The sequence below is a fragment of the Micromonospora sp. NPDC127501 genome (genome assembly GCF_040302185.1).
Lineage (GTDB): Bacteria > Actinomycetota > Actinomycetes > Mycobacteriales > Micromonosporaceae > Micromonospora.
On record NZ_JBEORJ010000001.1, the window covers coordinates 603,136 to 615,502 of the forward strand.

The 12,367-nt window shown below is 69.2% G+C and carries 10 protein-coding genes; 3 read left to right on the forward strand and 7 right to left on the reverse strand.

The genetic code is table 11. The annotated features are described in order from the left end of the window. Positions 1–316: 316 nt before the first annotated feature. The 4 genes from ABTW72_RS02705 to pdxR all read right to left on the reverse strand — a co-directional run bounded on the left by ABTW72_RS02705 (position 317) and on the right by pdxR (position 4,630). A complete protein-coding gene (locus ABTW72_RS02705) occupies positions 317–817 on the reverse strand; it encodes a tetratricopeptide repeat protein (protein WP_350853327.1) in 501 nt (166 codons plus the stop codon). 81 nt (positions 818–898) lie between these two features. Continuing rightward, a complete protein-coding gene (locus ABTW72_RS02710) occupies positions 899–1,798 on the reverse strand; it encodes an AraC family transcriptional regulator (protein WP_350853330.1) in 900 nt (299 codons plus the stop codon). 203 nt (positions 1,799–2,001) lie between these two features. After that, the gene (locus ABTW72_RS02715) at positions 2,002–2,760 is read right to left on the reverse strand and encodes an SDR family NAD(P)-dependent oxidoreductase (protein WP_350853333.1); all 759 of its coding nucleotides are present in this window, start codon (positions 2,758–2,760) and stop codon (positions 2,002–2,004) included. Between the two features lie 445 nt (positions 2,761–3,205). Beyond that, on the reverse strand, positions 3,206–4,630 hold the full coding sequence (gene pdxR, locus ABTW72_RS02720; protein ID WP_350853336.1) for a MocR-like pyridoxine biosynthesis transcription factor PdxR: 1,425 nt from the start codon (positions 4,628–4,630) through the stop codon (positions 3,206–3,208). 47 nt (positions 4,631–4,677) lie between these two features. Here pdxR and ABTW72_RS02725 point away from each other — a divergent pair, with 47 nt between their 5' ends. Beyond that, positions 4,678–6,027, forward strand: coding sequence for an FAD-binding oxidoreductase (locus tag ABTW72_RS02725; RefSeq protein ID WP_350853338.1), 1,350 nt, complete (start codon positions 4,678–4,680; stop codon positions 6,025–6,027). Positions 6,028–6,116: 89 nt separating this feature from the next. Here ABTW72_RS02725 and ABTW72_RS02730 read toward each other — a convergent pair whose 3' ends face one another. Beyond that, positions 6,117–6,614 carry an LURP-one-related/scramblase family protein gene (locus ABTW72_RS02730; RefSeq protein WP_502892140.1) on the reverse strand — a complete coding sequence of 166 codons (498 nt, stop codon included), beginning with the start codon at positions 6,612–6,614 and terminating at the stop codon, positions 6,117–6,119. A gap of 123 nt (positions 6,615–6,737) precedes the next feature. On the opposite strand from ABTW72_RS02730, the gene ABTW72_RS02735 reads away from it, so the two are divergent. Beyond that, complete coding sequence (locus ABTW72_RS02735) at positions 6,738–8,300, forward strand: serine/threonine-protein kinase (RefSeq protein ID WP_350853344.1); 1,563 nt, start codon at positions 6,738–6,740, stop codon at positions 8,298–8,300. A 105-nt stretch (positions 8,301–8,405) separates the two neighbouring features. Here ABTW72_RS02735 and ABTW72_RS02740 read toward each other — a convergent pair whose 3' ends face one another. After that, on the reverse strand, positions 8,406–10,220 hold the full coding sequence (locus tag ABTW72_RS02740; protein WP_350853347.1) for a glycoside hydrolase family 15 protein: 1,815 nt from the start codon (positions 10,218–10,220) through the stop codon (positions 8,406–8,408). Positions 10,221–10,254: 34 nt separating this feature from the next. Then, positions 10,255–10,731: a hypothetical protein gene (locus tag ABTW72_RS02745; protein WP_091404692.1), complete on the reverse strand. Its 477-nt coding sequence runs from the start codon at positions 10,729–10,731 to the stop codon at positions 10,255–10,257. Between the two features lie 491 nt (positions 10,732–11,222). Here ABTW72_RS02745 and ABTW72_RS02750 point away from each other — a divergent pair, with 491 nt between their 5' ends. After that, the gene (locus ABTW72_RS02750; protein ID WP_350853949.1) at positions 11,223–12,266 is read left to right on the forward strand and encodes an NAD(P)-dependent alcohol dehydrogenase; all 1,044 of its coding nucleotides are present in this window, start codon (positions 11,223–11,225) and stop codon (positions 12,264–12,266) included. The last annotated feature ends 101 nt before the right edge of the window (positions 12,267–12,367 follow it).

A 12,367-nucleotide genomic window follows, 5' to 3' on the forward strand; every position in this document is an offset into this window, starting at 1 on the left:
TCGGCCCGACCCGAGGAGACTGCGAGGTCTCTGTTCGCACTCGTCGGTCGCCTCCGCCGCGGCGGTGGTCCTCGCCGCCACGCACCCTTGGCAACATCGTCTGATCTTGCACTTCTCCCGCACCCACCACGTCGGGGCCTACGGCTACCGACCGCCGCACTCCCCCGCCTGACCGGCAGCGGCAACATCCTGCCCACCCTCGCAGGTCAACCTGATCCGGATCATCGACGGCGTGCTGGCCCGGATGCCGTCGAACTTCGCCTGACCATGGCACCGGATGCCCCCGGTGAGGGCGCCGAGCGGCACGCGCGCGCCTCTACCTGGAGGTCAGCTGTTGAGTCAGCCGATCCAGCCCGCCCTTGATCAGCTGCCCGTACTGGTCATCGCCGAGAGCACCGATCCCCGCCTGTGCACGCTGAAGGTACTCGCGGGCACGGTCGAGGTCGCCGAGCTTGCGGTGGCACTCCGCCAGACTGAGGTGCAACGACGGGTACAGAGCCGCCACCGGCATCGGCACCCCAACCTGCGCCAATCGGGCATCGGTGAGCAGACCGGCCGCCGCCAGGGCGCGTTGATCCCAGATCAACTCCTGCTCGACGTCGTCCTGCACGTCGGCCATCGAATGCGCGAGAACGCAAACATGCAAAGGGTCGCCTCGTTCCCCGCCGATCTCGTCCCAGATCTGCGTGAACACGTCACGGGCAGCCTCACGCCGGCCCTGACCATGATGCAGCTGCACACCCTGGTTGATACGGGCGAGCGTCACATCGGCGGTCAACGCCTGCTCCTGCACAGCTTCGTCTCGCGACGCGGGCATGGATCTCATTCTGCCCCGACCCTGCGGTACACCGGTGTGCTGCCGCTTCGGGAAAAACCAAGATCCCCGACAGGGTCATGCTCAGGGCAGCGCAGTGACGAGTTCTGCTGGCGGATTGCGGAGTTGGGTGTCCTTGCTGGGCGGTGTGCCGAACATGCGGCGGTATTCGCGGCTGAACTGGGAGGGGCTGTCGTAGCCGACACTGCGGCCCACGCCGGTGATGTCCGTGGGGTGGCTGGCGAGCAGGAGCCGGGCTTCTTGCAGGCGGATGCGTTTTTGGAACTGGATCGGGCTCATCCCTGTGACGGTCTGAAAGTTGCGGTGGAACGCGGAAATGCTCATGCCGGCGATCTGCGCCAGGTCCTCCACGCGGAAGGCCGTGGCGTAGTTCTCCCGGATCTGACGCACGGCGCGGTTGATGTGGGCCAGTCCGCTGTCGGCGAGACCGAGCTGGCGGATGGAGACTCCCTGCTCGCCGCGCAGGAGATGCCAGAGGATTTCCCGTTTGACCATGGGAGCGAGGATCTTGCGGTCTGCGGGCTGCTCCAGCAGCCGCAGCAGGCGCACGATGGCGTCCAGTAGTGAAGGCGAGGCCGTGGAGACGGCAATGCCGGGTGATGCGGTGCGTGGGTTGACCGGCAGGTCTCGGGGGTCGGCTTCCAGCAGGAGCTCAGCGAGGGCTGCGGGGTTGAGAGTCATGCCGAAGCCCAGGGTGGGCTCCCCGGTGTCCAGGACATGGCCGGTGACGGGGAGGTCGGCAGAGGCGATCAGGTACTCGCCGGGCCCGTACTCGTAGAGGCGCTCGCCCAGGGCGAGGCGCTTGCCGCCCTGGGCGATGACTGCGAGCACGGTCCCGGACATCCCCGCCGCTGACGCATTCGGACGAGCGAACCTACATACCCGGACGCCGTCGATCGCCGTGCTCATGTCGGGCCGCGCATGCCGGTCAAGAAGCTCGCGCATCTCGTCCAGGTCAGACATGACTCCATTCTTGCACGAACCTATAGAAAGGGACTCTTGCCAGGCAGAATTGGGCACACGTTGATCGCCACAGGCAGCGCGGCCGCTCGGCGACTGTCCGGGCCCGTCGCGGAGCGAGCCGTGCGCGCGTGGGTGGTGGACGCAAGGGGCCTGGCGTGGCGCACAGCTCACAGCTCACAGCTCACAGCAGGAGCAGGAGCGGTTCAGAGGTTCTGGCCTCCGGAGACTTCGATGTCCTGGGCGGTGATCCACCGGCCTTCCTCGGAGACCAACATGGCGATGACCATGCCGATGTCGTCGGGCTCGCCGACGCGGCCGAGAGTGAAGGTCTTCGCCAGTTCCGGAATGATCTGCGGGTTCTTGCTGAACGCGTCGTCGGCGAAGCGGGTGACGGTGGCTCCCGGTGCGACCGAGTTCACGCGGATGCCGCGGGGACCGAACTCCTTGGCCATGTAGCGGGTGAGCACCGCCACGGCACCTTTGAGAGCCGCGTAGACGGAGTATCCCGGCGCGGTCACCTGGGGCAGCATGGAGTTGCTGGTCACGTTGACGATGGCGCCGCCGTCAGCGAGGAGCGGCAGCAGGGCCTGGGTGAGGAAGAATGGCCCCTTGAACAGGCCGTCCGTGAGCCGGTCGAATTCCTCCTCACGGGTGTCCTCGATCATCGCCATGCCGGCGAATCCGGCGTTGTTGACCAGGTGGTCGAAGGAGTGCCGCTGGAAGGTCTCGCGGAGCACCTCGGCAACGGCCTCCCGGAAGATGGTGAATCCCGCCGTGTCGCCGAGATCCAGGTGCAGCGCCACGGCAGTGCCGCCCTGCTGCTCGATCCGCGCGACGGTGTCCTTGGCGCCCTGTTCGTTGGAGCTGTAGGTCAGGATGACGCCGGTACCGCGCCGGGCGATCTGCAGGGCGGCGCTCTGACCGATGCCGGAGCTTGCACCGGTGACGACGGCTACCTTCATGGTGTGCCTCCTGGGCATGAGGATTCGTCGGAATCCGCGGGAAGTGTGTCCCTTCCAGGAGACCGCTGCGGCCTGCGCGCGAAAAGAATGATCCTCTTCGCCTCTTGCCCAATCCTCTTGAACAGACGGGGGTACGGGCTTTTCAGCCCCTGCCTTGCCACTGCCCGCCGATGCGGGGGTGCGTCGGCCCTTGCGTGACTGCCCGGCTCGTCGCCGATCGTCTTCGATGACGAACGGCTGCGCCCGCCGCTGAGCTGACCGCCGTGGGCGACACATGGAGCCGCAGTCTGCGCGAGCATCGACGGCCCCGGCCACCTCGTCGGCTGTCCGCTCCCCGCGGCTGGACCGGCACGCACCAGAGTCTGGGTGCACCCCGCCGCCGGATTCGGACGGCCGCCTCGCTCGTCGTCTGTCACCAAGGCCTTCCTGACACGGCGGGCGGGCGTCAACGGCAGATTCGCGCACGGACCTCTGCGACCGCGTCGGCGAGGGTTTCCACTCCGTCGGTGATCAAGCGTTCGGTGAGGGTCGCGTAACCGAAGATCAGCCCGGCGGGTCCGGCGGGACTCAGTCGGTACCGGGAAACGCCTTGCACGACCAGTCCGCGCCGGGCGGCGGCAGCCACGACCGGAGCCTCGTCGAGGTCGCGCGGGAGCCAGGTGACGACGTGTTGGCCTGCCGCGACACCGACCGGTTCCAGGTCGGGCAGACGTGCGCGCAGCGCGGCCAGGAGTGCGTCGCGGCGGCGGCGGTAGACCGGGCGCATGCGCCGTAGGTGCCGGTCGAACTCGCCGCGGGTGAGGAAGTCGGCGAAGGTCAACTGGTCGATGACGGGCGAGCCGCGGTCGGCCCGTACCTTGGCCGCCGTGATGTCGTCGACCAGGTGTGACGGCGCGAGCAGCCACCCGAGACGCAGCCCTGGCGCCAGGGTCTTGCTCGCTGTGCCGCAGTAGACGACGGAGTCGGGTGCCAGCCCCTGCATGGCGCCGACCGGCGAGCGGTCGTAGCGGTACTCCGCGTCGTAGTCGTCCTCGATCACCACGGCGCCGCGACGCTGCGCCCAGCCGATGACCCGGGCCCGCGCGGTGGCCGACAGGACGCCGCCGGTGGGCCACTGGTGCGAGGGCGTCAGCACGACGGCGTCCGCGTCGGCGCGTTCGAGCTCCTCGACGAGGATGCCGTCCGGCCCGACCGGGACGCCGATCACGTCCAGGCCGAGGTCGGCCGCGACGAGGCGGGCGTCGTCGTCCGCGGACGGGTCCTCGACGGCCACCCTGCGGGCACCGCGCGCCGCGAGCACCTGGAGTATCAGCGCGACGCCTTGACCGTAGCCACTGCAGATCACGACGTTCTCCAGGCGGGCCGACGTGCCGCGGACCCGGTTGAGGTAGTCGATCAGGGCTGCGTGCAGTTCGGGTACGCCACGCCCGTCGAGGTAGGCGAAGCGTTCGTTCGGCGTGGTGGTGAGGACCGTTCGCACCGAACGCAGCCAGGCGGCCCGCGGGAATGACGACACGTCGGTGCGGCCGTACCCGAAGTCGATCCGGGCCTCCGGCCGATCCCCGCCGCGCCGACCCGCCGACGGAGGAACCGGCTCGACCGCGACCTGGGTGTAGCCACCCGCCCGACTGGTGAGGTAGCCCTCGGCGACGAGTTGCTGGTAGGCCTCGACCACGACGCCGCGGGATACTCCCAGATCGGCTGCGATGGTGCGGGTGGGCGGCAGGGACGTCCCGAGACGTAACCCGCCGGCGCGGATGCTGCCCCGGATCGAGGCGGCAATCTGCCGGTGCAGCGGCTCGGCCGCGGACCGGTCGACATGGATGAGGAGGTCCTCCGCCGTGCTCGAATTGGTCCTGATACGGCCCATGAAATCGGACCTTACCGGGTGTACCGATTTGCGTCAGGCTCAGACGTATGACGACGACCAGTCCTCGCTTCGACGGCCGCCTCCTCACCCCGGGTGATCCGGGTTACGACGCGGCCCGCACCGTCTGGAACGCCATGATTGACCGTCGCCCGCGGATGATCGTGCAGGTCGCGAGCGTCGGCGACGTGGTGGCCGCGGTGCGCCTGGCTCGCGAACTCGACCTGGAGATCGGGGTGCGCTGCGGCGGGCACAACGTGGCCGGCCTCGCCGTCCCCACGAACGGCCTGATGATCGACCTGACCCCGTTGAGCGGCGTTCGGGTCGACCCGATCCGGCGACGCGCCCGGGTCCAGGGCGGCGCGTTGCTCGGCGCACTCGACCGGGCGTCACAGCCGTACGGCCTCGCCACGACCGCCGGGAACGTCTCGCACACCGGGGTCGGCGGCCTGACCCTCGGCGGCGGTATGGGCTGGCTCGCCCGCCAACATGGGTTGGCCTGCGACAACGTCGTCTCCTACACGATGGTCACCGCGGACGGGGAGGTGGTGACCGCGAGCCGAACCGAGAACCCCGACCTCTACTGGGGCCTGCGCGGTGGGGGCGGCAACTTCGGGATCGTCACCGACTTCGATTTCCAACTGCACCACACCGGAACGCGGACCCTCGTCGCCGAGTTCGACTTCCGCGCCGAGGACGCCGTGCCGGTGCTCGAAGGCTGGCGGGACCTCAACGCCGTCGCACCGCGGCAGGCGACCTTCACCGCCGACGTCCACAGCACGGCCGGGGGCCCTCTCGCTACCGTCGGCTTCGTATGGGTCGGCAACCCGGCTCAGGGTCACCGGTTGCTGCCGGCACTGCGCGCGCTCGGCCGCCCGGTCGCCGAACGGGTCAGCACGCCGTCGTACCTGGAACTGCAGCAACGCGACGACACCGTCGGCGGCCACGCCTACCGCCGGTACTCCAGTGCGCACTACCTGCGGCAGTTCCCCACCGCCGCGATCGAGGCGTTCCTGCTGCGCGGCGAGTCGGACCTGCACACCAGCGCCCACCTGGCCAACGTCGGGCTACAGGCGCACGGCGGCGCCATCGCCGACGTGGTGGACGCCGACGCCGCGTTCAGCCACCGCGGCACCATGTTCGAGTTCGGCGCTGGCTCCCGCTGGACCGAGCCATCCGAGGACGACATCCGGATGGCGGCCGCTCGCAGTGCCGCAGCCGCGCTCGACCCGTACGCCGACGGCGTCTACGTCAACTCGCTCGCCGCCGACGAGGGACAACGCGGGGTACGCCGCGCCTACCCGACCGCCAAGCTCGCCAGGCTCACCGCACTCAAGACGATCTGGGACCCGCACAACGTGTTCCACCTCAACCACAACATCCGGCCCCACAGCCAGTAACGCAACCGGCTGCTCCTGCCTGGCTACGGGCTGATCGCGGCCCAGGAACGCGTCAGACCGACCCCGCCACGAGCCTCAGCAATGCGGGGTCAGTCGTCGTCGTCCTTCTTCTTGTCGCGGTTCATGGCCAGGTCGAGGGCGAGGACGCTGCCGATGATGAGCAGCGGGTCGACGCCGGCGGTGACCTGCACGGCGTAGGTGTCCCGGATCGTCAGCCACCGCTTGGAGACCGAGGCCACCTCGGTGCCGCCGCGTTCGATCACGTACTCGTGGTCGAGCAGGTCACCCTTCATCTCCAGGTCATCGGGCCCCGGCACGTCGATGGTGAACTTGTCGCGGAACGGCGTGAGCAGCTTCTTGCGGACCTCTGCGGCCTTCTCGCCGCCGATCCGGATCTCGTACGTGGGACGCAACGCCACCAGGTGCCGGTGCAGCGTGGCGACCTCATGGCCGGACGGGTCCTCGATGACGACCTTGTTGCGGACGCTGAGCACCTTGCCGTCGACATGGAAGACCTTGGCGCCGTGCTCGTCGAGCACGTCGAAGTCGTCGCCGATCGAGAAGAACCGCTCCTTGATGACAAACATGATTCGATTCTCCCCCACCACACACGGAAGTGCCGGCCGAGCACTGTCGGCCCTTACCGCCCCTCTCAGCCGATGCGTCAGGCGCGCCGGGCGATGAGGCGGGTAGAGCCGAGAAAAACGCCGGTGACCAGCATCGGAGTAGACCGTCATGCCGCTGCGGGTCCACTCTGGCAAGCTGTCCCAGTGATGGTCGGTGATCTATTGGGCGACAGGTATCAGGTCGAGAGCCGTCTCGGCACTGGTGGCATGTCGGCCGTCTGGCGGGCGTGGGACCGGGTCCTCGAACGCGCGGTGGCCGTCAAGGTCCTGGCCGGCGCGCAAGCTACCGCCCGAGGCGCACGACAACGCATCCAGGCAGAGGCCCGAGCCGCAGCCGGCCTCTGGCACCCGCACGTGACGAGTGTGTACGACTATGGCGAGCACACCGACGCCGCCGGCCGCCAGGTCTCGTACGTGGTGATGGAACTGCTGCCCGGCCAGACCCTGTCCCAGCGACTTGCCGCCGGTCCGCTGCCGCCGGCCGCCGCGATGCGGACGTGCGCGCAGGTCGCCGAGGCGCTCGCCGCCGCGCATGATCGTCAGCTGGTGCACCGGGACATCAAGCCGTCCAATGTGATGCTGACACCGGCTGGTGTGAAGGTGGTCGATTTCGGTATCGCCACCACTGTCGGTCGGCCGGAGCTGGAGGCGGACGGACAGCTGTTGGGCACTGCGGCCTACCTCGCGCCCGAACGGCTCGCCGGTGGCAATGTCCTGCCTGCCTCCGACGTCTACGCGCTCGGACTGTTGCTGTACCGAACGCTGACCAATGAGCTGCCGTGGTCGGCGGAGACCCCCACGCAGATGTTGACCGCTCACGTGTACGTCGATCCGGCACCGCTGCCTGACATCGAGGGAGTGTCCCCCGAGGTCCACCACCTCCTCGACCGTTGTCTCGCCAGGGATCCCGCGGACCGGCCGGACGCCGCGGAGGTGGCCACGGCCCTGCACGATCTGACCGATGACGCCGAACGGCGGGTGCAACAGGCGACGCAGCCAGCACCCGTCTCGCCCGCGTCGACCCCGACCACCGCCGGTTTCTCCCCCGGTCGGCGTCGCCGGATCTCAAACGCCGTGTTGATCCCCGTTCTCGTGGTGACGGCAGGGACCATTTCGCTCCTGCTCCCCCAGTTCATACCCGTCGATGGCAGATCGGGCGGGGTCGCCACACGTGACGGTGCCACCCCGCCCGGTGCCGCCTTCGATGTGTCTGGCACTGAGGCACCTGCTCCCCGGCCGACGTCCGCGGTGCCCGCACCGGTCTCCGGACCGAGCCGCACGGTGACCGCTCCGACTGGGCCGGCTGAACCGATCGCCAGAGCCAGTTCGACGACCGGCCCGGGCCCTGCAACGTCACCCAGTGCCGAGCAGTCGACGGGGCCGTCCAGTGCCGCGTCGGCGCCGACCTCCCCGAATCCAGGTACACCCCTTCGGGCACTCGGCGGCGTGGTGACTGTGCTCTGCACCGGCGATCAGGCTCGCGTTGTCGACGTCGCTCCTGCCCCCGGCTACCGCCTCAAGGACTACAACGCCGGACCCGTCAAGGAGATCCAGGTGGTGCTGCTGTCCGCAGGCAACAAGAGCGAGATCAGGGCGCGGTGTGAGGACGGCACGCTGTTGCCGAAGATAAGGGAGAGCCGTCAGTGAGCCGATGACGCCCACTGAGTGGTCATAATGGCCCACCGGCTGGTGTCGTCATCCTCGGGTGTCGTTCGATCCCCCGTGGGCTCGGCTGTCATGGGCTCGCCCGACCTAGCCAGCGGAGGCGTCGCGAATGGCGAGCGCGGCCTGGACGAGAGCGGCGTGGGTCAGCGTCTGGGGATAGTTGCCGAGGTGGGCACCGGTCGCCGGGTCCAACTCTTCGGCGTAGAGCCCCAGTGGGCTGGCGTGGTCGAGCATGGACTGGAACAGTTCGATTGCCTCGGTGCGGCACCCGGTGCGGGCGAGGGCCTGCACCAGCCAGAACGAGCACGGCAGGAACGCCCCCTCGGTGCCGTGGAAGCCGTCACATCCCGGCGGATAGCGGTAGAGCAGCGGACCGCCGGCGGAGAGCCCGTCCCGAATGGCGTTGATGGTGCCCTGCACCCGGGGCGACTCGACGCTGTCCAATTCCAGCAGCGGCAGGACGAGCAGGGCGGCGTCGAGGGCCTCGGAGCCGTAGCTGCGGACGTAACTGCCCGCCGTCGGGTCGAAGCCGGATGTCCGTACCTCGGCGGCGATGGCATCTCGAGCTTGCTGCCAACGTCGACGACGGCCGCCGGACAGGGGGTGGGTGTCGGCGATGCGCAGGGCTCGATCCAGGGCGAGCCACCCCATGAGCTTGGAGTGCACGTGTTGGGCAGGTTCGCGTACCTCCCAGATGCCGGCGTCGGGCTCCTGCCAGTAATGGGCGACGATGTCGGCGAAGCCGCGTATCGCCCGCCATGTCTCGGTGTAGAGACGGTGCCCGGCCTGCACGAACGCCCAGGCGGCGTCGATCACCCAGCCGTAGCCGTCGAGTTGGTGTTGCCCGGCGGCGCCGTTGCCGACCCGTACCGGGACGCTGCCGAGATAGCCCGGCCAGCCGGGCAGTTCCCGTTCGGCGGGCACCCGGCGGCCGTGAAGGGTGAGCAGCGCCGGTAGGCGTGGCCGCTGTAGCCGGCTGGCGTGCAGTAGCCAGGCGAGGAAACCCTGGGCCTCCTCGGGCTTGCCGACGCTGAGGAAGGCGCTGACGCCGATGCTGGCGTCGCGAGGCCAGACATAGCGGTAGTCCCAGTTCCGTACCCCACCGGGATCCTCCGGCAGAGACGTGGTGGGTGCGGCCACCGGGGCCCGTGAGGGCGAGTAGGTCAGTAGCCGCAAGGTCAGCAGGCTTCGAACGACGTGTTCCCGGAAAGGCAGTGACAGGTCGACCTCCGCAGTCCAGTCCCGCCAGCGGTCCTCGTCCTCGCTCAGGAGGTCCCAGGCCGCTGCCGGGTCGACGTGGATCAGCGGTTCGCGGTGCGCCACGGCCAGCACGAGGGTGACCGGACGGCCCGGGCTGACCGTGATCGAGGTGGGGCGGCCCGGCTCGATGGAGAGCCGCGGCGCGCTGCCCAGCGAGACCGCGAGCGACCCCCACTGACACACCAGCGCCTGGCGGCGGTGCTGGACCCGTGGCCGGCGGTGCCGTACACCGAAGCGGGGGTCGAACTCGACGACGGCGTCGACCGCCGGATCATCGGTCGACAGGCGCCGCACGATCAGTGTCGTGGGCAGCAGGCGACCGCTGACCTCGGCCACCATTCCCTCGGTGAGGGTGAGCCGTCCGCCGCGTACCTCCCACGTCGTCTCCAGGGTGGCGGTGTGCCGCCGGTAGCGCCGTTCGACGACCGTGGCCGGTCGGGCTGGACCCAGCCGGAACGTCCCCGCATCGGGGCCCCCGACCAGCCGGCCGAACAGGGGCTCGCCGTCGAAGCGGGGCACGCAGAGCCAGTCGATCGCGCCGTCACCGTCGACGAGGGCCGCGGTGCGGGTGTCACCCAGCAGCCCGTAGTCGCTGATCGGCGCCGGGGGCCGGGGACGCGTCCTGGCGTATCCACCGGTCATGGTGATCGCTGCCTGACGAGTCGCGGGACGCGGGTCAGTGGGCCCGAAGGAGCAGCCCGAGGACCACCCCGTAGAAGACGTGCACGACGGCCACGACCGCGGGAGTCTGGATGCCGTAGTTGACGCCGAACAGCCCGGGCGGCTCCAACACGGCAGTGCTTGCCGGACCTGCCCGTTGGGAGGCCATGCGCGGGTGGACCCCCGGTAGCAGCGGCAGGAGGACCGTCAACGCGATTCCGACGTGGACGGTCCCGAGCAGGGCACCGATCCACCAGGTGGCACGGTGCAGCAGGGCGAACGTGGCCGCGTAGCCGAGGGCGAAGCCCTGACCGGCGCAGAGGTGGATGAAAAACCCGACGACTCGGGCCCGGTCGGGGTCCTCGGTGACCAGCGTCCCGAGTACCAGGGGAAAGTCGAGGCGGGTGAGACCGGCCAGTTGAGCGGTGATCAGCGCGGCGGTCAGCACCGCGGTGGCGACCAACCCGAACAACGCCCATCCGGCCCAGTCCATCTCAGCCGTGCTGGACGTGGCGTTCGTCGGCGGCGCCGGCCGGCACGCGGCACCGCGACGTCTTCTCGGTCATGGATCCGCCCTTCGGCTGGAGAACGTGAAGGTCTGTGGTCCGGATCCGGACGTCGCACGGCGCTGGACGCGCCGGCTTTTCACCATAAGCCACCGAACTGTCCGGTCGAGTGGAATTCTCGGATGGCACCTCACCGGGTCGTCGGTGAGGTCGCCTTCGCCTCGCCGCCGGCCAGCAAGGCGCGCAGCTGGCTGGCATGCAGGTGGTTTTCGCCGGTCATGTGAGCCAGCACTCAGCGAAGCGTGCGGGGCTCCTCACTGACGGGCCGCGCGGTAGGCAAAGAAGTAGCCTGGTCAGCCGGAGCGACACCCGGCGCGCCTGAGGGGGTACCAGCAGTACGCGCCCGACAGAGACTCGCAGCGCCGCCACGGCTGTGGTGAGCTGCGGGTAGGTCAGCATCACGTCACCGGAGGACATCATCTTCACCGTCAACGCCATCGCCGCGCCTTCTGCCACCGAACCGCTCGTGCGTACCACTATCGAACGGCGGGACCTGGGCCCGCACGATGTTCTCATCGAGATCCGCTACGCCGGCATCTGCCACTCCGACATCCACACCGTGCGCGGCGACTGGGGCAGCGTTCCCTACCCGCTCACTGTCGGCCACGAGATCGTCGGCCGGATCACCGAGGTCGGCGCCGACGTCACCCGTCACGCCGTCGGCGACCGTGCTGGTGTGGGCTGCATGGTCAACTCGTGTCGCGAGTGCGAGAACTGCCGCACCGGAAACGAGCAGTACTGCCTCAAGGGCAACACGCAGACGTACGCGGGCATCGACCGGGACGGCACCGTGACCCAGGGCGGGTACTCGACCCACGTCGTGGTGAACGAGGACTTCGTGCTGCGGGTGCCGGAAAGCATCCCGTACGAGGCGGCCGCGCCGATGCTGTGCGCGGGCATCACCACGTACTCTCCGTTGGCGCACTGGAACGCCGGTCCCGGCAAGAAGGTCGCCGTGGTGGGCCTGGGTGGCCTGGGCCACATGGCCGTCAAGATCGCCGCGGCGATGGGCGCCGAGGTGACCGTGCTGTCACAGACGCTGGGCAAGAAGGACGACGGCCTGCGCTTCGGAGCCGAGCACTACTACGCCACCAAGGACCCGGCGACGTTCGAGGCGCTCAAGAACAGCTTCGACCTGATCATCAACACGGTCAGCGCACCGATCGACATGGCCAGCTACCTCGGTCTGCTGCGTCTGGACGGCACGCTTGTCAGCGTGGGTGCCCCGGCGGAGCCGCTGCCGGTGCCCGTCTTCGCGTTGTTCGGCAATCGACGCTCGTTCGCCGGCTCCAGCATCGGCAGCATCGCCGAGACGCAGGAGATGCTGGACTTCTGCGCCGAACGCGGCATCGCTCCCGAGGTCGAAGTCATCGGCGCCGAGGCAGTCAACGACGCGTACGAGCGGGTGCTCGCCTCGGACGTGCGGTACCGCTTCGTCATCGACATCGACACCCTGCGCTGATCTTCTCCCGGGTGCCAGGGTCCGCCGAACGGCGGGCCCTGGCATGCACCCGGCCCCGGGGCCGCCGGTGGCCGGCGATGATCCACCCGTGACACAACGCC

Bases quoted from the DNA above. Each gene is read 5' to 3' on its own strand.
- ABTW72_RS02705 (WP_350853327.1), bottom strand. From the start codon at position 817: ATGCCCGCGTCGCGAGACGAAGCTGTGCAGGAGCAGGCGTTGACCGCC.
- ABTW72_RS02710 (WP_350853330.1), bottom strand. From the start codon at position 1,798: ATGTCTGACCTGGACGAGATGCGCGAGCTTCTTGACCGGCATGCGCGG.
- ABTW72_RS02715 (WP_350853333.1), bottom strand. From the start codon at position 2,760: ATGAAGGTAGCCGTCGTCACCGGTGCAAGCTCCGGCATCGGTCAGAGC.
- pdxR (WP_350853336.1), bottom strand. From the start codon at position 4,630: ATGGGCCGTATCAGGACCAATTCGAGCACGGCGGAGGACCTCCTCATC.
- ABTW72_RS02725 (WP_350853338.1), top strand. From the start codon at position 4,678: ATGACGACGACCAGTCCTCGCTTCGACGGCCGCCTCCTCACCCCGGGT.
- ABTW72_RS02730 (WP_502892140.1), bottom strand. From the start codon at position 6,614: ATGTTTGTCATCAAGGAGCGGTTCTTCTCGATCGGCGACGACTTCGAC.
- ABTW72_RS02740 (WP_350853347.1), bottom strand. From the start codon at position 10,220: ATGACCGGTGGATACGCCAGGACGCGTCCCCGGCCCCCGGCGCCGATC.
- ABTW72_RS02745 (WP_091404692.1), bottom strand. From the start codon at position 10,731: ATGGACTGGGCCGGATGGGCGTTGTTCGGGTTGGTCGCCACCGCGGTG.